The organism is Helicobacter sp. 12S02232-10 (genome assembly GCF_002272895.1).
Classification (GTDB): Bacteria; Campylobacterota; Campylobacteria; order Campylobacterales; family Helicobacteraceae; genus Helicobacter_J.
Map to the genome: position 1 here is coordinate 1 of NZ_MLAQ01000005.1, position 23,090 is coordinate 23,090.

At 35.2% G+C, this 23,090-nt stretch carries 22 protein-coding genes and 2 pseudogenes; 11 read left to right on the top strand and 13 right to left on the bottom strand.

The window, feature by feature from the left end:
- The 4 genes from BKH41_RS04965 to BKH41_RS04980 form a co-directional block, all read left to right on the top strand.
- The coding region (locus BKH41_RS04965; RefSeq protein WP_143428710.1) for a restriction endonuclease subunit S at positions 1-1,070 on the top strand (1,070 nt) is incomplete at its 5' end.
- 61 nt (positions 1,071-1,131) lie between these two features.
- The gene (moaC, locus tag BKH41_RS04970) at positions 1,132-1,608 is read left to right on the top strand and encodes a cyclic pyranopterin monophosphate synthase MoaC (RefSeq protein ID WP_095297588.1); all 477 of its coding nucleotides are present in this window, start codon (positions 1,132-1,134) and stop codon (positions 1,606-1,608) included.
- Positions 1,609-1,658: 50 nt separating this feature from the next.
- The gene (gene purN, locus BKH41_RS04975) at positions 1,659-2,270 is read left to right on the top strand and encodes a phosphoribosylglycinamide formyltransferase (RefSeq protein WP_095297590.1); all 612 of its coding nucleotides are present in this window, start codon (positions 1,659-1,661) and stop codon (positions 2,268-2,270) included.
- The gene (locus tag BKH41_RS04980) at positions 2,263-3,432 is read left to right on the top strand and encodes a cation:proton antiporter (RefSeq protein ID WP_095297592.1); all 1,170 of its coding nucleotides are present in this window, start codon (positions 2,263-2,265) and stop codon (positions 3,430-3,432) included. Before purN ends, BKH41_RS04980 begins: the two co-directional genes overlap by 8 nt.
- A gap of 6 nt (positions 3,433-3,438) precedes the next feature.
- Here BKH41_RS04980 and BKH41_RS04985 read toward each other — a convergent pair whose 3' ends face one another.
- The 6 genes from BKH41_RS04985 to flhA all read right to left on the bottom strand — a co-directional run bounded on the left by BKH41_RS04985 (position 3,439) and on the right by flhA (position 9,336).
- On the bottom strand, positions 3,439-4,116 hold the full coding sequence (locus tag BKH41_RS04985; RefSeq protein ID WP_095297594.1) for a hypothetical protein: 678 nt from the start codon (positions 4,114-4,116) through the stop codon (positions 3,439-3,441).
- A gap of 30 nt (positions 4,117-4,146) precedes the next feature.
- Positions 4,147-4,524: a GtrA family protein gene (locus tag BKH41_RS04990; RefSeq protein ID WP_095297596.1), complete on the bottom strand. Its 378-nt coding sequence runs from the start codon at positions 4,522-4,524 to the stop codon at positions 4,147-4,149.
- A gap of 111 nt (positions 4,525-4,635) precedes the next feature.
- A complete protein-coding gene (locus tag BKH41_RS04995) occupies positions 4,636-5,688 on the bottom strand; it encodes a glycosyltransferase family 2 protein (RefSeq protein ID WP_095297597.1) in 1,053 nt (350 codons plus the stop codon).
- Positions 5,689-5,787: 99 nt separating this feature from the next.
- Positions 5,788-6,018 carry a hypothetical protein gene (locus BKH41_RS05000; protein ID WP_095297598.1) on the bottom strand — a complete coding sequence of 77 codons (231 nt, stop codon included), beginning with the start codon at positions 6,016-6,018 and terminating at the stop codon, positions 5,788-5,790.
- Entirely contained in the window at positions 6,015-7,112 is a 1,098-nt protein-coding gene (locus BKH41_RS05005; protein WP_095297600.1) for a DHHA1 domain-containing protein, read from the bottom strand. The genes BKH41_RS05000 and BKH41_RS05005 overlap by 4 nt, the downstream gene beginning before the upstream one ends.
- A gap of 1 nt (position 7,113) precedes the next feature.
- Positions 7,114-9,336 (bottom strand): flagellar biosynthesis protein FlhA, encoded by a 2,223-nt coding sequence (gene flhA, locus BKH41_RS05010; RefSeq protein ID WP_095297602.1) that lies wholly within the window; start codon positions 9,334-9,336, stop codon positions 7,114-7,116.
- Positions 9,337-9,456: 120 nt separating this feature from the next.
- On the opposite strand from flhA, the gene rpsO reads away from it, so the two are divergent.
- Positions 9,457-9,729 (top strand): 30S ribosomal protein S15, encoded by a 273-nt coding sequence (gene rpsO, locus BKH41_RS05015; protein ID WP_095297604.1) that lies wholly within the window; start codon positions 9,457-9,459, stop codon positions 9,727-9,729.
- A 10-nt stretch (positions 9,730-9,739) separates the two neighbouring features.
- The gene (locus BKH41_RS05020) at positions 9,740-11,014 is read left to right on the top strand and encodes an O-antigen ligase family protein (RefSeq protein WP_095297607.1); all 1,275 of its coding nucleotides are present in this window, start codon (positions 9,740-9,742) and stop codon (positions 11,012-11,014) included.
- A gap of 14 nt (positions 11,015-11,028) precedes the next feature.
- Here the strand turns inward: BKH41_RS05020 and BKH41_RS05025 are convergent, their stop codons facing one another.
- Positions 11,029-12,015 carry a glycosyl transferase family 90 gene (locus BKH41_RS05025; RefSeq protein ID WP_095297609.1) on the bottom strand — a complete coding sequence of 329 codons (987 nt, stop codon included), beginning with the start codon at positions 12,013-12,015 and terminating at the stop codon, positions 11,029-11,031.
- 8 nt (positions 12,016-12,023) lie between these two features.
- A complete protein-coding gene (locus tag BKH41_RS05030; RefSeq protein ID WP_095297611.1) occupies positions 12,024-13,091 on the bottom strand; it encodes a glycosyltransferase family 9 protein in 1,068 nt (355 codons plus the stop codon).
- A gap of 276 nt (positions 13,092-13,367) precedes the next feature.
- On the opposite strand from BKH41_RS05030, the pseudogene BKH41_RS05035 reads away from it, so the two are divergent.
- The 4 genes and pseudogenes from BKH41_RS05035 to BKH41_RS10215 form a co-directional block, all read left to right on the top strand.
- Positions 13,368-13,910, top strand: a pseudogene (locus BKH41_RS05035) (restriction endonuclease subunit S); the annotation flags it as partial.
- Positions 13,885-14,448 (top strand): restriction endonuclease subunit S, encoded by a 564-nt coding sequence (locus BKH41_RS05040; protein ID WP_257875411.1) that lies wholly within the window; start codon positions 13,885-13,887, stop codon positions 14,446-14,448. The pseudogene BKH41_RS05035 and the gene BKH41_RS05040, both read left to right, overlap by 26 nt.
- Before the next feature lie 109 nt (positions 14,449-14,557).
- Positions 14,558-16,701: pseudogene (locus BKH41_RS10210) on the top strand (type I restriction endonuclease subunit R); the annotation flags it as partial.
- A 78-nt stretch (positions 16,702-16,779) separates the two neighbouring features.
- On the top strand, positions 16,780-17,631 hold the full coding sequence (locus BKH41_RS10215; protein ID WP_343286805.1) for a hypothetical protein: 852 nt from the start codon (positions 16,780-16,782) through the stop codon (positions 17,629-17,631).
- Positions 17,632-17,635: 4 nt separating this feature from the next.
- Here BKH41_RS10215 and BKH41_RS05050 read toward each other — a convergent pair whose 3' ends face one another.
- The 5 genes from BKH41_RS05050 to purH all read right to left on the bottom strand — a co-directional run bounded on the left by BKH41_RS05050 (position 17,636) and on the right by purH (position 21,970).
- Positions 17,636-18,106 carry a hypothetical protein gene (locus tag BKH41_RS05050; RefSeq protein ID WP_143428711.1) on the bottom strand — a complete coding sequence of 157 codons (471 nt, stop codon included), beginning with the start codon at positions 18,104-18,106 and terminating at the stop codon, positions 17,636-17,638.
- Positions 18,069-18,350, bottom strand: coding sequence for an AtpZ/AtpI family protein (locus BKH41_RS05055; protein ID WP_095297619.1), 282 nt, complete (start codon positions 18,348-18,350; stop codon positions 18,069-18,071). Before BKH41_RS05055 ends, BKH41_RS05050 begins: the two co-directional genes overlap by 38 nt.
- Entirely contained in the window at positions 18,350-19,642 is a 1,293-nt protein-coding gene (gene hemL / locus BKH41_RS05060; RefSeq protein ID WP_095297621.1) for a glutamate-1-semialdehyde 2,1-aminomutase, read from the bottom strand. The genes BKH41_RS05055 and hemL overlap by 1 nt, the downstream gene beginning before the upstream one ends.
- A gap of 102 nt (positions 19,643-19,744) precedes the next feature.
- Entirely contained in the window at positions 19,745-20,260 is a 516-nt protein-coding gene (locus BKH41_RS05065; RefSeq protein ID WP_180762750.1) for a YceI family protein, read from the bottom strand.
- A 171-nt stretch (positions 20,261-20,431) separates the two neighbouring features.
- A complete protein-coding gene (purH, locus tag BKH41_RS05070; protein ID WP_095297625.1) occupies positions 20,432-21,970 on the bottom strand; it encodes a bifunctional phosphoribosylaminoimidazolecarboxamide formyltransferase/IMP cyclohydrolase in 1,539 nt (512 codons plus the stop codon).
- 137 nt (positions 21,971-22,107) lie between these two features.
- On the opposite strand from purH, the gene BKH41_RS05075 reads away from it, so the two are divergent.
- Positions 22,108-23,082: an SLAC1 anion channel family protein gene (locus BKH41_RS05075; protein ID WP_095297627.1), complete on the top strand. Its 975-nt coding sequence runs from the start codon at positions 22,108-22,110 to the stop codon at positions 23,080-23,082.
- The last annotated feature ends 8 nt before the right edge of the window (positions 23,083-23,090 follow it).

Here is a 23,090-nt window from a genome sequence, read left to right on the forward strand (position 1 = left end):
AATTGAGTTCAGGAGGGGATGTTCCAAAAGAACGATGGAGCAAGAAAATGACAGACGTATATAAAGTGCCGATATATAGCAATGGAGTAGAAAATGAGGGATTATATGGTTATACAGATATCCCTCAAATCATAAAACCAAGTGTTACTATTACCGGTAGGGGAACAATTGGAAGTGCTTTTTTAAGAAAACAACCATTTTTCCCAATTATTCGATTAATTTCAGCGACACCTAAAGAATTTTTAAATGTTTCATATTTGTTTTATTGCATTCAAAGCATAAAGTTTAAAGTTCCTAAGTCAGGAATTCCACAACTCACAATTCCAATGGTATCAAATATCAAAATCCCCATCCCACCCATAGAAGTCCAAAATAAAATCGTCCATATATTAGATCAATTCACAGATCTCACAACAGAACTTCAAGCAGAACTTACAGCTAGAAAAAAGCAATACGAATACTACCGCGACCAACTCCTTACAGAATTTCCTAATGGTGTGGAATATAAGAAATTAGGGGAAATAGGTAAAGTCTCTATGTGTAAAAGAATTATGAAGGCTGAAACAAGTCCTATTGGCGATGTACCATTTTATAAAATTGGAACATTTGGAGGCAAAGCAAATGCTTTTATTACGAAAGAAAAATTTGAAGAATACAGAGAAAAGTATTCTTTTCCAAAAAAAGGCGATATACTTATTTCAGCATCAGGAACAATAGGAAAGATGGTAATATATAATGGCGAACCTTCATATTATCAGGATTCAAACATTGTTTGGATAGATAATGATGAAAGTAAGGTATTGAATAAATGGCTTTATTATTGTTATAAATTAAAACCTTGGCAAGTTTCAACAGGTGGAACTATATCACGATTATATAATGACAATATTGAAAAAGCAAAAATCCCCATCCCACCCATAGAAGTCCAAAATAAAATCGTTGGGATTTTGGATCGATTTGATGCTTTGTGCAATGATCTTTGCATTGGTTTGCCTGCTGAAATCAATGCACGTCAAAAACAATATGAGTATTATCGGGATCAGTTATTGGCATTTAAGGAGATTGGGTGAAAGAAGATTGCTAAGAAAATGATAAAAAATATTTTGATACACTCACAAAAAGGAATCATCAATGAACTTGAGCCATATCAATGAAAAAAATCACCCGACAATGGTGGATGTTAGTCTTAAAAATGAAACAAAACGAGTTGCAATTGCCACCGGAAAAATCACGATGAGTGCCCAAGCTTATCAAGCTGTGATTGAAAATACCGCTCATAAAGGTCCTGTTTTACAAACTGCCATTATTGCTGCGATTATGGGGGCAAAGAAGACAAGCGATCTGATTCCGATGTGCCATCCTCTGTTTATTTCAGGAGTGGATGTGATGGTAGATCAAGATAATGAGAACTATACTTTTATATTGAAATCTATTGTGAAAACAGAGGGGAAAACGGGTGTAGAAATGGAAGCCCTAATGAGTGTAAGTATTGGGCTTTTAACGATTTATGATATGGTAAAAGCGATTGATAAGGGAATGGTAATTACTGAAGTGCGATTAGAGTCAAAAAGCGGGGGAAAAAGCGGGGATTATTATTTTAACGCTTAAAAGTTTTATGATAAAATGAGCGTCCCAAAACGTTTGCAGCAAGGCAAAAATTGAGAAAAATAAATTTAGTGATTCTTTTTAGTGGCAATGGAAGCAATATGCAAAATATTATCCAAAGCTTCCATAATAAAGAGTTTGTTCAAGACTCTAAAAAAAATGTAATTACAAATATTACATCTTGCGTGAGCAATAATCCTGATGCTTATGGAGTTTTTCGGTGTAGAGAATTAGGCATAAAATGTGAGATTTTGCCTCATAAAGATTTTAAAAACAGAGAAGAATTTGATAAGGCACTTCTTGGACTTGTTCAAAGATATAGCCCTGATTTAGTGATATTGGCAGGATTTATGCGTATTTTAACCCCTGTTTTTACCTCTCAAATCAAGTGTATTAATATCCATCCCTCGCTTTTGCCTCAGCACAAGGGAGCAAATGCTATTAAAGACACTTATGATTCAGATGATGAGCAAGGAGGTGTGAGTGTGCATTGGGTGAATGATGTTTTGGACGGCGGAGAAATTATTTTGCAAGATTCTATCCCAAAAATTTCGGGGGAAAGTTTTGAATCTTTTGAGAAAAGAATCCATTCTCTAGAATACTCATTATATCCCCAAGCTATTCTTCAAGTCTTAAATTTGACATCGGTTATTAAAAATGGATAATTTATTTACATTTGCGATTGTTGCAATTTTAATTTTGATCGCTCCATATATCAGCAAAATAACAAAAATACCCGTTGTTGTTGTTGAGATAATGTTGGGGGCTTTGGGCTATTATTTTGGAATTTTTAAACATTCTGAGGGGTTTAATGTTGTTGCTGAAGTAGGATTTTTGTTTTTAATGTTTTTGTGTGGTATGGAGGTTGATTTACGCGGGTTCAAACAGCTTGGTAAGGATTTTTTAAAAAAAGCTGGCGTTTATTTTCTTGTTTTGTATGTGGTGGCAACATCGGCGGTTTTGATTTTAAAACTTCCTCCTATTTATATAGCAGCTTTTCCTGTAATGAGTTTGGGTATGATTATGGCTCTTATTAAAGATTACGGGAAAAATATGCCGTGGTTGGATTTGGCTCTTAAAATCGGAGTTGTCGGGGAGCTTGTCAGTATAGCTGTTTTGGTGATTATAAATGGTTCTTATTCTTATGGTCTTACTATTGATCTTTATAAAACTTTAGCTGTTTTGTTGTTATTTTTAATTGTTATCATAGGTTTATTTCAAATAGGAAAAATTTTATTTTGGTGGTTTCCAAATCTGAAGCTTTTCATTATGCCCTATAATGATGAAAATAATCAAGACATACGCTTTAGTATGATGTTATTTTTTGGGCTTATAGTCATTGTAATGTGGTTGCATTTGGAAATAGTTTTAGGGGCTTTTTTGGCAGGTATGATTGTAGCGACCTTTTTCCCTTATAAGCACGAATTAGTGCATAAGCTCAATGATATCGGGTTTGGTTTTTTTGTTCCGTTGTTTTTTGTCCACGTGGGCTCTACTTTGGATCTGTCTTTGGTTTTTCATACCCCAAGTTTGCTTGTTCACGGGGCATTTATCGTTATTGGGATGATTTTATTACGTTTGTTTTCAGCCACAATTGCTTTTAGAAACTATTTTAAAAGTGCTAAAAATACCGTATTGTTTGCTTTAAGCGATTCGATGCCTTTGACATTTTTGGTTGCTACGGCTGCGTTGGGCTTACAATTGGGGGCTATGAACCAAAATACTTATTACGCATTTTTATTAGCAGCGGTTTTTGAAGGGGTGGTATTTACAATCTTGATCAAGATAGTTTATACCTTTTGGAAATCTTGCCCTAAGCCGAGCTAATTTTGCTTATCTTTTTTGAATGTTGATATCGAATTGATGCGTTTCGTTTTTTAAGGTTATTTTTAAGCGAATCATCCCAGCTTTGATATATTTTGGACTTATAGCTACAAACCCTCCTTTAGCTTTTCCTTCGATGCTTAGAGTTGTTTTTCTCAGATAATTTGCTGCCATTATTTTACGGGCTTGTCTTTGTTCTTGCATCATTTGTTGGGCTTGCATATCGTCTATGATAAAAGGATTAAACAGCATATTGTATGCTAAAAATCCCCCGCGCCCATAATAAAATATTGGGGTAATTATGTTTGTATTTACTGCTGTGGTTGGGGTTGGAATGCTGAATTCTTGCAAAATGTCCGTAAAATCATAATTTGAATCTAAGATTTGTCTGTAGGTTAGAACTTGGAGATTTTGCCCATTTTGAGAAGCTTTCAGATTGGTCGTATCAAATAAAACATCCTCGCCTTTCAAAATCTGCGCGCCTATATAGATTACAAGCGGGGGATTGCTAAGTCCTCCGAGTCTGTGTTGAGAGATTTCTATTTGAACTTTTGAGTCGGGTTGGGTGGAATCAATAATTTCAACGCCTTTATCGTAACGATCGATATTTTGAGGAATAATGTTATAACTGGCACAGCCCCCACAAATCAAGAGGAAGAATAAAGGGATTAAAAAAGTTTTTTTCATTTCATTTTCCTATATTTTTTGAGAATTGTATTATAAGGATTTAAATGTCCAAAGCTTATTGAAGCAATAGCCACTTATTGTGTAGAAAATTCCTGCAATGATTTGAGAAATGTAAGGATTAATGTAAAATATTCTATATAATAGGAATAAAATAGCAATATTAATTAAATAAATAATTCCTGTTACTATCAAAAATCGAATAAAATCTTTCTTATGTGAATTTTTAGATTTAAAAGTGATGGATTTATTTAAAAAATATGAGCATATAAAACCGCACGCATAACCTGATAAGTTTGACAATTCCGCATTTACTCCAAGAAACATCAAGAGGAAAATAATACCAAATCCAATAATGGTATTGATACCTCCGACTAGAAGATACAAGATAAAAGAATTGGAATATTTCATAAAGATAAAATTCAGCGATTTTTTCTATTTTTATCTTTAAAGCATTTTATTTTCAACTCATTTTCAATAATAGTGTCTTGATAAGAGGATTTATCGCATAAATTTTTCATCTTATTCCTTAGGGGTTGCGATGGATGATTTTTTATGGATAGGGTTTGAGTTTTCTAAATTTTTTTTGTTTTGAATAACAGATTCTATTAGATAAAGGGGTCGATGTTTTGTTTCCGAATAGATTTTACCGATATATTCACCGATAACTCCCATCGCCAAAAGCTGTACGCCTCCTAGAAAATATAAGGGTAGGGCGATAGATGCCCAACCTGGTATGATTTGATTTGTAAAAAGAGCAATATACAGGCTATAAATTCCTAATAAAAAACTGATGATAAAAATCAAAATTCCTATGATGCTGATTAAGTGAAGTGGTCGGGTGCTAAAACTTGTGACACCATCAATTGCCAAAGAAAGCATTTTGCTCAAAGAGTATTTTGAGATACCAAGAGTTCGAGGTTTGACATCAAAATAAAGATAATCTGTCTTGAAACCAAGTTCTAAAATTAAGCCTCTTAAAAAAATATTGCTTTCTTTAAATTTTATTAATTTTTTTAAAGCTTTAGAGCCTAGAAGTCTGTAATCAGCGTGATTTGGTATGATAGGAGTGCCAAATATTTTCATTATATGATAAAAGCTTAAGGCACTGAATTTTTTAAATATACCATCACTTTTTCTATCGTTGCGAATCCCGATTACAATTTCAGATCCTTGATTGTATTTATCGATAAATTCTGGGATTTTTTCTATGTCTTGTTGGAGATCGCAATCAATGGTAATGCAGCAATCACATCGCTTGTTTGCATACTTAAGTCCGGCAAGAAGTGCTTTTTGATGTCCATAATTTTTTGTGAGTTTGATGATTGTGCAATAAGGGGTGTTTTTGGCATAATCTTGCAAGAGTAGAAAACTTTTATCTGCACTACCATCATCCACGCATATAATATAGCTTTCAGGAGCAATGAGCTTTGAATTTTTGAGTTCAAAGAGCTTGTTTTGTAGGGTTTTAAGACTTTCTATAATGAGATTTTCTTCATTATAACAAGGCACAATGAGTGCCATTAATGGAATTTTGCCCCCCCCCCCCATAGGTTTAATCTGTCCATAAAACATTCCTTTATACAACTTATACTAAATGTAGCATAATTGAAATTTATAATTTTCAATTATAGCTTGTATTGTTTAAAAGTATCATAAATCAATGATTTGCATTTATTGAAATAAAAAACTTTTTTTGGTTCTTAGTCTTTCGATGACTTCAATCATCTCTTTTTGCCCATAAGGCTTATCTTCATCAATTGTATCGATTTCTTCCAAGTAAGCATCGATAGCTTTTTGAATATTTTCAGGCTTGACTCCAGCAAAATGGAGCGCAACCCCAAGCATATCAATGATTTCTAAGGCAAGCTCTTCAAGTTCTATATCATCAATTTTTTGTTTCATATTCCCTTCCTTTCTCTTGAGTTTTGAAAAATTTGTTCGATTTGACTTTTGATATCTTCATATAAAAAGCTTTCTTTAAAGCCCTCTATTTTTCCGCCGGAAGCATTTTTATGACCTCCTCCGTTAAAAAACTCTTTGCTCATAGCACTAACATCGCATTTTCCATTTGAGCGCATACTAACGTTTCCTCTAGGATTGACGTCGATATAAAAATCAAATTCGGGATTTTGATTTAAAAATAAATTTGCCAATACGCTGATGCCCCCCATTGAATAGCTTAAGAATCCTTTTTTATCCCCGCAATCTAGAGTGCATTGATCTTTTTTTGCTGATAATAATTTTACTTGCGCATTTGAAGCAATATTATCCATTGTAGAAGTATCAGGATTGCCCCCTAGTGCGATTTTTTTAAGTCTGAAAATTTCATTGTCAAATAAAATTTCACCATTTTCTTGCTGGAGGTAATTTTTAGCTTGTTTGAGCAATTGCAGTTTGTAATCTCTATGCTCAGTATCAAACATAAAACGATTGAGTTCGTTAGAGTTTGAAATCATACTCATAGCGACTTTTCCAAACTCAAAACCAAAGCCGTTTTCTTTCCAAATATCTACAGAATTGATCATTTCTACCATCGGAGTAAGCCAATCTTTATCTTGAGGTTTTAAAAGGGGATAATTTTGTTGGAGGGTTTCATATGTGATTTTGGTTGCGCAACGATTGATGTCTAGATAATACCAATGGTAAATTTTTGCGGATTCTTCGCCACTAATATGGTGATCAAGTAGAGTGATTTGTATATCTTTTCCATTAAGACGCATTTCATCAACTCTTTCTTGGAGGTATCTTGATTCTGAAGAGGAGAGATTAAGATCTGTGATTAAGATAAGAAATTTATTATGTGTTTTGAAATGAAATTTATCTTCAAGTCGGGATTCTAAAGAATGATTGATATTATTGAGAATGGCATTAATTCTTGCAAGGACTTCTTTGCCGTAATTGGCATTATAGAAGTAAATATTTTGAAAAAAATGTCTGGATATGAGCTGACAGCCGTAGCCGTCAAGATCAATGTGGGATAAATGATGGACTTGCATTTTACTCCTTAAAGTTAATGTTGATATTACCTAATACTTCGTATTTTGCATTAGTATCAAGCTCGGCGTGGCTAAGGACAATTAAATCAAGCTTGAATTGTTCCATTTTGTTTGCCAAAGGGCGTCTGAGTTCAGGATCTACAATCAGAATTACGGGTGCTATACCTTTTTGAAGCACTTTCATCGATTCTTCACTGATAGTTTCGATAAGTTTTTGCATTTCGTTGGCATTTAGCAAAAGCGTTTTTCCTGAGGGCTGCTCTTTGAGTTTGCCCAAAAGATATTGTTCGGAATTTGTCGATAAGGTCAAAAGTTTTAAATTGCCATCTTCAGATTTAAAAATATTTGTAATCACGCGTGCAAGTTTGGCACGAACCTGTTCGGTGATGATGGCAACGTCATTTTGTACTAATGGGGCTATATCGGTGATGGTTTCAAGAATGGTGAGCATATCTCGAATAGGGATTTTTTCGTGCAAAAGTTCTTGAAGTACCGATCGGATAACACCAGTAGGGATTTTTTTAGCTTCATCAATGATGGCAGGATAATCTTTTGCAAGTCTGTCCATTAGGGATTTTACTTCATCTTTGGTAATGAATTCCTCAGCATAATTTTTGACTAACTCACTCATATGGGTTGCAATTACTGTGGAAGGGTCAATAATGGTATAACCTTGAATGATTGCTTCTTCTTTGTCTTTAGGTTCAATCCATAGCGCATCCATTCCAAAGGCGGGCTCTTTGGTAGGAATTCCCTCAATCTCTTTGCCTACAAAACCCGTATTCATCGCTAGGAATTTATCGGGCATAACGCTTCCTTCGCCGATAACAATGCCTTTGAGTTTGATTTCATAGTAGGTTGGGGGAAGCTGTAGATTATCTCGTATGCGGATTTGGGGCATTAAAAATCCATAGTCAGCAGCAATTTTTTTTCTGATTCCTCTGACTCTTTCAAGTAAATCGCCACCTTGTTTGACATCTGCAAGTCCGATAAGCTGATAGCCGAGTGCAAGTTCAAGAAGTTCAATTTTAAGAACTTCATCAATTGCCTTTTCTTCTTCTTTTTTGATTTCTTCAAGTGTTTTTTGTTGTTTTGTTGCTGGAGTATGCGAAGCTAAGGCAGGATCTTGGGTAGTATCTTCTTCGCTTGAAGAAAGATCCATATCCATTTTTTTTCCAAGCCATTTTTCAAACGCCGAGAAAAGATTTTTTTTATCCTCACGCGATATGAGCCAAGCAATAAACAAAAATAAACATCCCACAAAGCCAAGTGAAAAAGTCGGGAGACCTGGAACTGTTGCAAATAAAAGCAATATAGAGCCAACAATAATAAGCGTTTTGCTTTTGTTGGTGAGTTGGGTGATGAGTTTTGAAGCAAAATTCTCTTCTTCTCCTTGCGTGGTTCTAGTCGCTACAATACCTGTGGCTGTAGCAATGATAAGGGCAGGAATTTGACCGACTAAGCCATCACCAATGGTTAAAATCGTAAAAGTGGAAGCACTATAAGCGATACTCATATCTTTTTGAAATATCCCCACCAAAAAACCGCCGATTATATTGATAAGCGTGATGATAATGGAAGCAATTGCATCTCCTTTGACAAATTTGCTTGCTCCATCCATTGCGCCATAAAAATCGGCTTCTTGAGTTAGGGCGGCACGGCGATTTTTGGCTTCTTCATTATCAATCAATCCTGAATTTAAATCCGCATCAATCGCCATTTGTTTTCCAGGCATTGCATCAAGAGCAAATCTTGCTCTAACTTCTGTAACGCGAGTAGAGCCGTTAGTAACAACCAATAAATTGACAAGCACAAGGATAGTAAAGATAATCGTTCCAATAACATAATTTCCGCCGACGGTAAATTCTCCAAATGCTGCAATGATATCGCTTACGGCTTCAGGACCTTTATAGCCTTCAGTAAGGATCATTCTAGTCGTGGCAACATTGAGTGCGAGGCGATAAAGTGTTACGATTAAAAGCAAGGTTGGAAATGCAGAAAAATCAGTCGGTTTAGTGATGTATAAACCGATTAAAATAATCAAAACTGATAATGCGATGGAAATCGTCAGAAGAAAATCCAACAAGAAAGGCGGGAGGGGGACAATGATGATAGCAAGTATTGCAATCACAAATACGACAACCGTCAAATCTTTTGATTCGGTCAATTGTCGAAAAAACGGAACGATTTTTTTGATTGCGTTTTTTTGTCTTTCTGAAGCCACTTGCGCATATGCCTTTATTGGGTAAAATTCTTTTGAGATTCTACAATTTTTAATGTAAAAATTTGCTTTTTTAATGTATGATACGCACTTTAAATAAAAATTACCATTCAGGAGGTCATTATGGCTTTAGATACGGCGAAAAAACAAGAAATCATTTCAAAATTTGCTCGAAGTGAGAAAGATACGGGCTCTTGTGAAATTCAGATCGGGATTCTTAGTGCAAGAATTTCAGAATTAACCCAACATTTAAAGCAAAATCCTAAGGATCACTCTAGTAGATTGGGTCTTTTGAAGCTTGTGGGTCAAAGAAAACATCTTCTTAAATATCTTAAGAAAACCCAATATGAAAGATATGCCAAATTAATCACAGAACTAGGTATCAAAGACAGATAAAGGAATTGATTTGCAACTCAAATATAATAAGGAGGGGCTAGAAAAGTTTATTACTCTTCTAGCTTGCGGAGTATTTCTCTTCTCTTCTGTTAAGTCTATGTCTCAAGTGTTTATGGTTTTAATGTTGGTTTCATTGCTTTTTTATTGGGCTTGTACCCACCAACTCTACGATATACCAAGACAAATAAAATTTATCGCCTATTCATTTATTGCTGTTTTTTTGACTACGATCCCTAATATGCTTGTAAATGATAGTTTAAGCTATGGTTTGAGGATTTTTAATCAGCCTTTGGGTTATGTCGTAGCAGCGATTATTTTGGTTTTAATGATTGGCTTAAGGGTATCTTTAAATCAAAAAATGATTTTTTATTCTATTGGTATTGCTTGTTTTATAAACGGAGCGATTGCATTTTTTCAAAGATTTGTCTTAGGGATAGAACGCGTGAATGGATTAGATATAGGAATCACAGCATTTGGAAATGCGGGATCTGTTTTGGCACTTTGTGCATTTGCTTATTTTTTTATCGTCCGATCTGTTCAAAAAAAGCTTTTTTTTGGAGCAAGCGCTATTCTTGGCTGTTTTGTTATGGTTTTTAGTGAAACTAGAGGCGTGATTATGGGATTTGGAGTAGGCTTTGTCCTGATTGTACTACTTTTGGTTTATTGTAACAAGCAAAAGAGATTAGCTATTTTAAAATATTCATCTTATTTTGTATTGGCTTTGTGTCTCTTGATGGTGTTGGTGCCTCAAGCCAGAGAGTCTTTAACGAAACGATTTGATGCTATTGGTTCTGATATTAATCAATATGAAAAAAATGATTATGATACAAGCGTAGGATTACGTTTTGAATTTTGGAAAGAAGCGATTGCTATTATCAGGCTTTCTCCTATTATCGGTTTGAGTCCTAAGAGTATTTTAGATAGAAGATATGAAATTAAAGCACTTTCAAAATCACGCAGGGAGCCATCAGACTTTACTCGTTACGGCAGATTTCATAATGAAATTTTAAATACTTTTGCTCGAAAGGGAGTATTGGGTTTATTGGCTTTGCTTGCGGTTTGGATTAGCATAGCAATTTTCTTTTGGAAAAATATTTCAAAGGGTGATGGGATTGCAGCTATCTCGATGCTTGGGATTTTGGTTTCTTATATTGTTGCCGGATTTGTTTTTGAGCCTATGAGTGCTTTTGGAGAGGGAAATTATTTTTTGATGGTTTTGGTTATTTTTGCTTCCCTTGCATTTGATTTTTCAAGGTCTGAAAAATCAAATGATATGCACTCTTAAAATTATTGAAATCTCTATTGATTCTTGAATAATTCTTTTTCAAGTCCAGATATTTCGATTTGATTGGTAAGATAAAAATATTTTCTTAAAACGAGTATGGATATGAGATCTTCAGTCGTTTTATTCAAGAATTGTTTTGTATAAAGATTCGCATAATAAATAATCTCTTTAGCCTCTTTGGGGTGAGTGATAAAATAATCTAATCTTTCTATAAGGTCGCTGTAATCGGGTTTTATTTCTATATAGTGTTGATTTGCAATCAATGTCCCTTCCATAAACCACGTTTCAAATTTAGGTTTTGGCATTACTGCAATTGAGTTTGAACTCATAATCCATTTTAAATTACTTGCAACATCATTTCCTTCAAGAGAAAGAATGAATTTATACTGCATATGTTTTTCTATGCTGATTTTTTCTTTTTGCCAAGTGATAAGCTCTTTTTTTGGAGAGCCTACGTGTCCTAAATCACACATAGGATGTCCAAAATATTTTTGCATAAAATCTTGCCTGTGGGGTTGGTAACAAGCACCACGAAAAAAAAGAGTATTTTTTTTATCTTCATAAGCAATTGCAGGAGGAGAGGTAAAAAATTTAAAATGTCGGAGTTTGTCCAATTTTAAAAGTACATTATTACTCAAAGCGTTGCTTATGGGTCGGGATTTGCATAAAGAGGGGGCAGGAAGTTCGTAATTAATATCCCCAAATGCCAAGATATAATTTAAATCTTTCGGAAAAAATCTTAAATATTCATAAGCGTCAAAAAAATACCTTGATCCTTTTTTGAGTAACTCAATGCGAAAGGGATTTGATGGGATTTGCATTGAAGGAGAAGTACAAAAGGAGCAATAATAAGAAACTTTCTTGGCTAAATTTTGCAACTCTTCATCTTTGAGGCTTTCAATTTTTGCAAGTTTTGCTTTTAAAGCAGTTTTTGCTAAAAATTGCGGGTATAAAAGATAGCTAGTCCCTTTGAGGTTGTATAAAAATTGGTTTTTCTTCAATTTTTTCCTTAATGTGGTTTTAAAATTCCAACAATAGTTTGATAAATCTCTTCGACGCTAATCATATCCATACATAAGTAGTAGGGGCATTTTTTGGTGCAAGAAATGCATTCAGACAATGGTTCTCCTGAAGGAAGATGAGGCGTTATGACAGTATGGATGCTTGTATCTTTGGCGAGAGGACCCCATCTGGCGGGTTTGCAAGAACGCATTAAAGTATGAAAGCCGATTGTAGGAACACCAAGTGCAATCGCACAATGAAGCGGTCCTGTGCCATTGCTTAAAAATAATCTTGCCTCTGAAATGATGGCAAGAAATTCCCTGAGAGGCTTTGATTTTTCAAAAAAATGACTTTTATTTAAGAGAGGAAAATCATCCAGCATAGACAGGTAAGTTTCCAGTTCATTTTGCGAACCGCTGATAAGAACTTGAGCAAGATTATTTTTTAGAATTTGTTGGGCAAGTGAGAGGTAATTTTTAGCATTCCAATCTTTTGAAGAGCCACCGCTTCCAGGATGAAGAAGAATGATTTTATAGGATTTGGAGCCGTATTTATGAGATAAATAATCTTGTGCCAAACTTTTTTCTTGTGGCGTTAGGTAGATTTTTGGAAAATAGTGATCGCCACATCCTAGTAATGAAAGCAATTCCAAATTGTATTGTCCTTCATTTTTTTTGCCTGAAGAACGTTCTTGTCGCATTCTGTGAGTAAAAAAAAGCAGATCTCTTGGCTTTGAGAGAGGACCAATGCGGATAGGGATTCTTGCTAAAAATGCAGTATAGCAAGCTATTTTTGAAGCAAAGAGCGAAACACTTATATCAAATTTTTTGGCTTTGATAATTTGAATAAGTTTGATGCGGCTGTATTGATCTATAAGGATAACTTCATCCAAGAAGGGATTGTTTTCTACAAGAGGGGCGGTATAACTTCGGAGTGCAAAGGAAACGAAGCTGTTGGGATAAGTGGCTTTGATGGCTTCAATGCATTGAAGACTCAAGACAACATCACCGAGTTTATCGGTTCTAAATAAGATAATTTTTAGAGGGGTAGATTTTTCAAACGCTATTTTTGTCATTTTTGCTCCTGAGTCCTAAAAAAGATGATTTTGATTCGTTAGAATAGCCTATTTTTGTGATTTTGCAAAATATTCTAATCATCTAGAGCCTTAAAAAAAGAATTTTTCAAATTTATCAAGACATTAAATTGATTTTAATCCTATGCATTTAAAGATTTGATAACCGACTTAAGGTTATAATCTGCGATTTTATGAGCAAAATACAAAGGAAAAAAATGAATTTAAATAATAAATTAAAAGGAGTTATGCCCCCCCCCCCATAAGCCTTTAGGAGAGCTCGCTAAAATAGTCAAAGGAGTTCAACTAAACAAAGATAGACTATTAGATACGGGTTTATATCCTGTTATCAATGGAGGATTAAAACCTTCAGGATATTGGAATGAATACAATTTTAAAGAAAATCTCATTACTATAAGTCAAGGTGGTGCCTCTGCAGGAAATGTGCAATTTCAACTCACTAAATTTTGGGCTGGAGCGCATTTATTTGTGATTTTAGATTGCGATGAAAATATTAATTATAAATATTTATATTATGTTGTTAAAAACAATGAAAAAAAATTAATGAATTCTCAAGTTGGTGCAGGGATTCCAAATTTAAATTTAAAGGATTTAAATAATATTCCAATCCCCATCCCACCCATAGAAGTCCAAAATGAAATCGTCCATATATTAGATCAATTCACAGATCTCACAACAGAACTTCAAATTAAACTTCAAGCAGAACTTACAGCTAGAAAAAAGCAATACGAATACTACCGCGACCAACTCTTAAGCTTTGAATCTTTAAATAAAATTGCGGGGGGGGGGGGGCGAATATAAACCGCTTCGATATTATATTGCAGTTAATCGCGGTAAAAGATTGACAAAGAAAGAATTGAGTGACAATGGTAAATTTGAAGTTTATCACGGCAGTAAAGATACGCCGCTTGGTTTATATAACGATTTTAATGCACCAAAAAATACGGTTATCATTGTAAATACCGGTGGTATAGGCGGAGTCAAGTTTATTGATAAAGATTTTTGGTGTTCTGATGGAACTTTTTGGTTAGGACACCATAAAAAAATAAATAGCAAATTTCTTTATTATTATTTATATGGCTATGAAGATTATTTTTATTCAAAAAAACGAGTTGGAGGAGTTCCGACAATAGACAGAAGTATAATTGAAGACTTACCAATCCCCATCCCACCCATAGAAGTCCAAAATAAAATCGTTGGGATTTTGGATCGATTTGATGCTTTGTGCAATGATCTTTGCATTGGTTTGCCTGCTGAAATCAATGCACGTCAAAAACAATATGAGTATTATCGGGATCAGTTACTTAGTTTTAAAGAATATCAATCATCAATCATTTAAGGAGAGACCATCAATGCCGTATTTTAATATCGTGGCAGAAACATCAGAAAATACCGTTGTTACCGAATATGAACCTGTAAAAAAACGCTCTGATTCTTATCAGAGCGAAATGGAATTGGAAAAAGAATTTATCGCTTTGCTTTGCGGGCAGGGTTATGAGTATTTGAATATTTCTACAGAAAAAGATTTGATTTTAAATCTTCGCGCACAACTCCAAAGGCTGAATAATTATCATTTCACAGATGCAGAATGGGAGCGATTTTTTAAAGAGTCGCTAGCAAACCCCAATGATGGAATCGTAGAAAAATCAAAAAAAATACAAGAGGACTTTGTCCAAGTATTGAGGCGAGATGACAACTCTACTAAAAATATTACTCTGATTGATAAAAAAATATTCACGCCAATTGTCTTCAAGTCATCAACCAATATACGATTGGCAAGGAAGATGGTGCTAAGTATGATAATCGCTATGATGTGAGCATTCTTGTGAATGGCTTGCCATTGGTACATATTGAGCTAAAAAGGCGTGGTGTTGCGATTCTTGAAGCGTTTAATCAAATCAATCGTTATCAACGTGATTCTTTTTGGGCGGGGTGCGGGCTGTATGAGTATGTCCAAATTTTTGTGATTTCAAATGGTACGAGTACAAAGTATTATTCCAATAGTACGAGATCTAATGCCATCAAAGATGCCTCTTCTCCCAATCCTTCAAAAAAAAGCAAAACAAGCAATAGTTTTGAATTCACTTGTTTTTGGTCAGATGCCAATAATTCTGTGATTGCAGATTTGATTGATTTTACTAAAACGTTTTTTGCGAAACATTCTCTTTTAAATGTGCTGACTAAATATTGTATCTTGACATCAGAAAATATATTGATGGTAATGCGCCCTTATCAGATTACAGCAACTGAACGTATTTTGAATCGGATTGAAATCGCAAATAATTATAAAAAATACGGGAGCATAGCTGGCGGGGGGTATGTCTGGCATACCACAGGTTCAGGGAAAACGCTGACTTCTTTTAAGACTGCAAGGCTTGCTTCCCAACTTTCTTATATTGATAAAGTATTGTTTGTAGTGGATCGGAAAGATTTGGATTATCAAACAATGAAAGAATACGACCGCTTTGAAAAAGGCGCTGCTAATAGCAACACTTCCACATCGATTTTAAAAAAACAGCTTGAGGATAGCAATGCACACATTATCATTACTACCATTCAAAAGCTTGCGACTTTTATCAAAAAAAATCCTGCACATTCCATCTATGATAAACGTATCGTGATTATCTTTGATGAGTGCCATCGCAGTCAGTTCGGGGATATGCATACAGCTATTACAAAGAACTTCAAAAAATACCATCTTTTTGGCTTCACAGGTACGCCGATTTTTGCGATGAATTCTGATACAGGAAATAAATCGAGGCTTTTCACTACTGATCAGACCTTTGGAGATCGGTTGCACTCTTATACTATCATAAATGCTATCAATGATAAAAACGTTTTGCCATTCCGTGTTGATTATGTCTCAACGATGAAGAGTTGGGATGAAAAAATCACAGATGAGATGGTCAAAGATATTGATCGTGAAAAGGCAATGATGGATCCTAGGCGTATCGAATCAGTCACGCGTTATATTTTGGAGCATTTCAATCAAAAAACCTATCGCGGTGAAAAGAGCTATGAATTTAATGCCTTGACTAATATTAAAGATGTTGCATCTAAGGATCGCAAATTTGTGAGGGAAGTCAAGGAAATACAACGTATTAAAGGATTTAATTCAATTTTTGCAGTTGCTTCTGTGCCGATGGCAAGGGCGTATTATCGGGAGTTTATGCGCTTGATAAAAGAGCAACCAAGCTTGGATTTACGGATTGCTACGATTTTTAGCTATGGGGCAAATGAGGAAGAGGCTGATGGGATTTTAGATGAGGAAAATTCCGAGGATACTTCTAATCTTGAGCCATCTTCGCGCGATTTTTTAGAAAATGCTATCAAGGATTATAATCAGATGTTTCAAACCAACTATGATACTTCTTCTGATAAATTCCAAAACTATTACAAAGATGTATCTTTACGAATGAAAAATAAAGAGTTAGATTTATTGATCGTGGTTAATATGTTTCTTACTGGGTTTGATGCGACCACGTTAAATACGCTTTGGGTCGATAAGAATTTGAAAATGCACGGGTTAATACAAGCATTTAGCCGCACTAATCGCATTCTTAATTCTATTAAGACTTTCGGGAATATCGTGTGTTTTCGATATTTGAAAGATAATGTAGATGCCGCACTCTCATTATTTGCCAATAAAGAGGCGGGCGGTGTTGTTTTAATGCGGAATTTTGAGGATTATTATAATGGCTATGAATCAGAGAATGGGCGTAAATTTCGCGGTTATGTGGAATTAGTGGAAGAACTCTCAAATTATTTTCCCTTATCAGAGCCTCAAATCCTTGGAGAAGAAAATCAAAAGAAATTTATCAATCTATTTGGCGCGATTTTGCGTATGCGGAATCTTCTTGTTTCTTTTGATGAATTTCAAGGTAAAGATCTGATACCTGAACGCGATTGGCAAGATTATCTAGGCAGATATCAGGATTTAGGCGATGCGTGGAAGCGTCAGCGTGAAGATGGAGAGATTGCAGATATTGCTGATGATGTCGTGTTTGAAGTGGAACTGATTAAACAAATAGAAATTAATATTGATTATATTTTGACACTTGTAAAGACTTATTACGATGATCATTGCAAGGATAAAGAAGTCCTTAGTGGCATTGTAAAGGCTATTGATGCCAGTCCTGAACTTCGGAGTAAAAAACAACTGATTCAAGCTTTTATTGACTCGCTTAATCCTGATGATGATGTCGCAGAAGAATGGCGTCATTATGTAATAGAGCAATGCAATCAGGATTTAGATGCTATTATTAAGGAAGAAAATTTAAATTCCAAAAATACGCGTAAATTTATTGAAAATTCATTCCGTGATGGCGAAGTCAAAACCATCGGATCGGGAATTGATGGCTTATTGCCACCAATTTCGCGATTTGCTTCTTCAGGAAATGCTAGAGAGAAGAAAAAACAACAAGTTATTGATAAACTCAAAGTATTTTTTGAGAAATATTTTAATACCGGTGCTTTAATGTCTTTTATGGAACAAGAGGCAGGGGAGAGTGATGAAAAATAGGGGATTATTTCTTTTGGGATAAATATTTTAGTGTAACGACGCCGATGAGACAAATGCTGATCCCAAGAATATAGGGAATGACTAAAAATATATTTTTAGTCATCAAAATAACTAATCCCCCAATCAAGACAAAATAAGCAAAGATCCTCAAAAACCCCATAGAAAGTTGCAATCCCAAAACAAAGCTTGAAAAATTAAATTTTGTCTTTGGATTTTTGGTGTTTTGGGTTTCTTCTGATTCTTCCTCTTGAGGTAAATCAGCTTGATCGATCTCTTTTTTGATTTTGTGTTTTAAGCTTGTATAAGCACTATAAAGCACAAAGAAGAAGCTAAAAAATGCTGCTTCAAAATTGATAACTCCATTAGTTCCCCAAAAAATTAGGCTTACTATGGCAAATATGGCATTGAATGCCAAAAGAATGACAATGCAACGATATTTACAGCCCATCAGACTCACTTTTGTTTTTGTAAGCATATTTGGGATCTTTACTCAAGTCATCAAATTCTTTTTTTGCTCTCTTATAGGCTTTATAGATATTTAAAATCGCAGCGCCTACGCCCCAAGCCACTCCTACCCAAAATAACCAGATGATCCCTGTAAGTTTTTGCAAACCCCATCCTAACCCCACACCAATCAAAACGGCTACGACGATAGAAATGCCCAAGCTTAAATCATTTGCTCCACTAAGGATTTTTTTAAATTTGGGTTCTTTTTCCATTAAATACCTTTGGAAATCTCATCAAAACTTTTTTCTGCGCTTTTGATAGCTGTATCAATAACAGCTTCATTCATTGCTGTACAAATAAATCCGGTTTCAAACTGAGAACAAGCTAGATAAACACCTTTTTCAAGCATTTTTGCGTGAAATTGTGCAAACATTTTTGTATCGCTTTTTTGAGCGTCTTCAAAATTTTCTACTTTTGTTTTATTGAAGAAAAATCCAAACATACTGCCACGTACGCAGGTTTGTAGATTTATCCCATAAGTGTGAGCTGCATTTTTAAACCCTTCCATTAGTCTTTGGGCGAGTTTTTCGAGATAGGAATAAATTTGAGGATTTTGTTTGATTTTGCAAATCGAAGTCAATCCTGCAGAGACGGCAATAGGATTTCCGCTTAGGGTTCCAGCTTGATAAACGCCTCCAAGCGGGGAGAGTAGATTCATTATTTCATCTTTACCGCCAAATGCTGCCAATGGCATTCCTCCCCCGATAACTTTGCCAAATGTCGCCATATCAGGCACGATATCACAATATCCTTGAACTCCTTTTAAAGAAGCTCTAAAGCCGCTCATCACTTCATCAAATATCAATACTGCACCAAATTCATCACATAAATGTCTGAGATCTTTTAAAAAATCAATCCTTGCAGGCACTAATCCCATATTTCCCGCAATTGGTTCAATGATCACGCAACCGATATTGCCATCTTGAAAGCAAGACTTTACTGATTCAATATCATTGTATTTTGCTACAAAGGTATGTTTGCTAAAGTCTTTTGGGACGCCCGGAGAAGATGGTGTGCCAAAAGTAGCACACCCACTGCCTGCACTGACTAAAAGCGCATCGCTATGTCCGTGATAACACCCATCAAATTTAATGATATCATCTTTACCGCTATAAGCCCTTGCTAATCTGATGGCACTCATTGTTGCTTCAGTCCCGCTATTTACTAGACGGATTTTTTCTATACCCTCATAAACAGAAATGATTTCTTTGGCAAGCGTGGTTTCCATCTCAGTAGGTGCTCCAAAACTTAATCCGTTTTGAATGGCTATAGAGACACTTGTTTGAATATCAGGATCACAATGCCCGAATATGAGAGGTCCCCAGCTTTGGACAAAGTCGATGTATCGGTTATCATCAACATCAAAAAGATAGCAATTTTGACCTTTTATGATAAACGGCGGTGTTCCTCCTACGCTTTTAAAAGCTCTGACAGGAGAATTGACACCCCCCGGAATAACTTGCTTTGCTTCGTTAAAGTCATTGATACTATGCAACAAACCCAATGTTTTCTCCTGTTTTGATTAATGAGCGTATTATATCGCTTTGTTTGATTTTTGAAGTTGTTTTTTTGAAGTGCGTTGGGAAGTCCCAACGTCTTAGGAAGCTTATTTTTTGATTGGAGCGCTGAAGCTGATACCTACTTGAGACCAAGTAAGCCCTTCGTGAAGTTTATGGCAACCAGTTGCTAATTTTTTAAATGCGTCATTGAGTGAAAATTCCATAATATCAAGCACGCCTTGAGCTGTGAGCTTTCCATCAGTAATGGTGTATTGCATAGGGACTTTTACACTTTTTCCATTCATTCTTACAATTGCTAAAATCGTGCCTTGATCTTTTCCCTCCATAACGTCTTTAAATGTGACTTTAATGCCACCTTTTTTAAACTGAGAGAAAAAGAAATCTTTTACATTTTTGTTTTTGGTATCATCGTGTAAATCTACTTTCATCGGATCGATGGTTGCAGTAGCACCCTCAAGTGCTCCTGCAATGCTGTCTTGTTTTTTACCGAACTTGTATTGGATATCCTTAAATGTTCCGCTTACAGCTGTTTTTTGAGCTGTTTTGTATGCCGTCCAAGAAGTTTCTGCTTTTGTTGTATCGATAGTAGCGGCGTTTGCCATCATTCCAAAAAAAGCGATTATAAAAATACTTGCTACAGATTTTTTCATTCTATTCTCCTTTATTTTTTAAAAAATTTGGTTTTTAAGGTTAGTTGATAATGATTAATGATTTGCAAATGCATCAAACTTAAACTTTTTTATTCTTATTCGAGCTAAAAAATTATCTGAAAATCAGTGTAAAAAATGCCTGACACCGCTAAAATACAAGGCAATATGATGTTCATTTGCACTTTCTATCACTGCATCATCTCGGATACTTCCACCAGGTTCAATGATCGCTTTAATACCAGCAAGCGCTGCCATATCAATACTATCGCGAAAAGGAAAAAATGCTTCAGAGGCAAGAGATGATCCAACGACAGACAGCCCCATATCTTTTGCTTTAATAAGCGCGCTTTTAGCAGCATCTACGCGACTTGTCATCCCCATACCAATGGCTAAAAGCACGCAGTCTTTGACATAAACAACGCAATTTGATTTGGTTAAGGCTGCTATTTTATAAGCAATCTGCATATCTTGGAATTGTTCTTTTGTTGCAGGGGTTTTGCTTACTAATTTAGCTTGAGAGATTTCTGAATCTTTGATTTTATCGGCTTCTTGATAAACAAATCCGCCTTCGATGTGTTTGAAGTCAATGCTGTCTTTAGGGAATGCCAATTTTTTGTTTTTATCCCCGCACATAAAAATTTTCATTCTTTTTTTGGATTCAAATATTTTTAACGCTTCAGGCGTAAAATCAGCTGCTACTAAGACTTCTATAAAAGTTTTATTGATTTCTTCAGCCAATGCCTTATCTATAACTCCATTAATCGCCACTACGCCTCCATAGGCACTGATAGGATCGCATTTTAGAGCATTTACGTAGCTTTCAAAAAGATTTTCTTTGATGGCAAATCCGCAGGGGTTTCCGTGTTTGATAATGCATACTGTCAAGGAATCTCCAAAGCTTGTAGCGATTTTTATTGCGGCATTAATGTCGGTGAAATTATTAAAACTTGCTTCTCCTTTGAGGATTTTAAGAGTGTTTTTATAGAAGTTTCCAAATTCATATAAAGCTCCTTTTTGATGAGGATTTTCGCCGTATCGGGTTTGACAGACTTGATCGCCTGATATGAAGACTTTTTGACCCATTTTACAATGGAAGCGTTCATTCATATAATTTGCAATCACACAATCATATTGAGCTGTGTGCTCAAAGGCTTTAATCATCATTTTACGTCTGAATTCAAGCGTATTTTTATTGGTTGCAAGCATTTGCAGAACGCTATCATAATCATTTTTATCGGTGATGACTAATACATCTTGGAAATTTTTAGCACTTGCTCGGATCATCGAAGGACCCCCGATATCAATATTTTCGATGATGGTTTCAAAATTATCGGTTTTTTCTATAGTCTCTTTGAAAGGATAGAGATTCACACAAACAATATCAATCGGTGCAATATTGTGTCTTTGAGCTTCTTTTGTATCATTGGGGTCATTTCTGCGTTGTAAGATTCCGCCGTGTATTTTGGGGTGGAGGGTTTTAACCCTACCTTCAAAAAGCTCGGGACTTTGTGTATAAACGCTGACATCTGTAGCAGGCACGGAGTTTTCTAAAAGCATTTTGAGTGTGCCACCTGTGCTTAAAATTTCATAACCAAGTTGGCAAAGACCTTTTGCAAATGGGATAATCCCTTCTTTGTCACTGACGCTTAATAGTGCATACATCATCTTCCTTTGAGTGTTTTTGTGTATTTTTAAAGTATAGCAAAAGCGCGATAAAATAATTTTGTATTTTATTTATCGGTATTTTGGATAATATTTATCGTTTAAAAATTATTGAAAGTATTGATGAGGAAAATGAAATGTCAGAGGAAAGAAAAGGCTTATTTAGCTATCTGCCCATCAGTTTGTTTGGGAGTGTTATGGGATTGAGCGGTTTGGGAATTGCGTGGGAGTTGGCTTCAGTCTTATACGGGATACCTTTTGTTGTGTCTCAAATAATCGTTTTAATAGCCGTTTTGGTTTTTGTGGCTTTAGTGATTGCGTATGGGCTTAAGATCATTACGAATTTTGAAGGCTTTTCCTCAGAGTTTAAAAACCCTCTTTTGAGAAGTTTTTTTGGAACTTTTATTATTTCACTTTTGCTTTTACCTATCGTTATTTATTCTTATGTCCCGCTTGTTGCTATGGTTATGTGGGGTGTGGGTGCGGTTTTGATGTTGGTTTTTTCTTGGCATATTGTGAGTTTTTGGATTTGTTCCAAGCAAGAGATGGGGTATGTTACACCAGCGTGGATAATTCCTGTAGTTGGAACTTTGGATATTCCTTTAGCTTCCAATCTTTTTGGTAGCGGGGAGGGGATTTATTATTTGAATGTTTTGTCTTTGTCGATAGGGTTGTTTTTTGCAGTCCCTATTATTACACTTATTTTGTCTCGGATTTTGTTATTTGATAAGCTCCCTGATAAGTTAATGCCTTCTTTGATGATTTTGGTAGCTCCTTTTTCAGTGGGTTTTTCAGCCTATGTAAGTATTGTTGGAGAAATTGATTTATTTGCTTTGGCATTGTTTTTTCTAGGGTTGTTTATTTTTTTCGTCCTTTTGCCCCAACATTTTGCTATAACAAAATGTTGTCCGTTTCGCGTGACTTGGTGGGCGGTAAGTTTTCCTATGAGTGCATTGCTTATCTCTGTATTGAAGGTCGCCAAAGAATTTAACAATGTTTTTTTGCATAGTTTGGCATTGTTTTTTCTAGTTGTGGTAACGCTGACAATATTGTGGCTCTTGATACGCACATTAAAAGGGATTTTTAAAGGTGAGCTTGCGAGTTTGAATTAGCGATTTTA

Excerpts from the sequence above, each read along its gene's own strand:
- BKH41_RS10215 (WP_343286805.1), top strand. The coding sequence starts at position 16,780 with ATGCGGAATTTTGAGGATTATTATAATGGCTATGAATCAGAGAATGGG.
- BKH41_RS04995 (WP_095297597.1), bottom strand. The coding sequence starts at position 5,688 with ATGTTTTATGGACAGATTAAACCTATGGGGGGGGGGGGCAAAATTCCA.
- BKH41_RS05050 (WP_143428711.1), bottom strand. The coding sequence starts at position 18,106 with ATGCTTACAAAAACAAAAGTGAGTCTGATGGGCTGTAAATATCGTTGC.
- BKH41_RS04980 (WP_095297592.1), top strand. The coding sequence starts at position 2,263 with ATGGATAATTTATTTACATTTGCGATTGTTGCAATTTTAATTTTGATC.
- BKH41_RS05075 (WP_095297627.1), top strand. The coding sequence starts at position 22,108 with ATGTCAGAGGAAAGAAAAGGCTTATTTAGCTATCTGCCCATCAGTTTG.
- BKH41_RS05000 (WP_095297598.1), bottom strand. The coding sequence starts at position 6,018 with ATGAAACAAAAAATTGATGATATAGAACTTGAAGAGCTTGCCTTAGAA.
- BKH41_RS05065 (WP_180762750.1), bottom strand. The coding sequence starts at position 20,260 with ATGGCAAACGCCGCTACTATCGATACAACAAAAGCAGAAACTTCTTGG.
- rpsO (WP_095297604.1), top strand. The coding sequence starts at position 9,457 with ATGGCTTTAGATACGGCGAAAAAACAAGAAATCATTTCAAAATTTGCT.
- BKH41_RS04985 (WP_095297594.1), bottom strand. The coding sequence starts at position 4,116 with ATGAAAAAAACTTTTTTAATCCCTTTATTCTTCCTCTTGATTTGTGGG.
- moaC (WP_095297588.1), top strand. The coding sequence starts at position 1,132 with ATGAACTTGAGCCATATCAATGAAAAAAATCACCCGACAATGGTGGAT.
- BKH41_RS05030 (WP_095297611.1), bottom strand. The coding sequence starts at position 13,091 with ATGACAAAAATAGCGTTTGAAAAATCTACCCCTCTAAAAATTATCTTA.
- purH (WP_095297625.1), bottom strand. The coding sequence starts at position 21,970 with ATGTATGCACTATTAAGCGTCAGTGACAAAGAAGGGATTATCCCATTT.
- BKH41_RS05055 (WP_095297619.1), bottom strand. The coding sequence starts at position 18,350 with ATGGAAAAAGAACCCAAATTTAAAAAAATCCTTAGTGGAGCAAATGAT.
- BKH41_RS05005 (WP_095297600.1), bottom strand. The coding sequence starts at position 7,112 with ATGCAAGTCCATCATTTATCCCACATTGATCTTGACGGCTACGGCTGT.
- BKH41_RS04990 (WP_095297596.1), bottom strand. The coding sequence starts at position 4,524 with ATGAAATATTCCAATTCTTTTATCTTGTATCTTCTAGTCGGAGGTATC.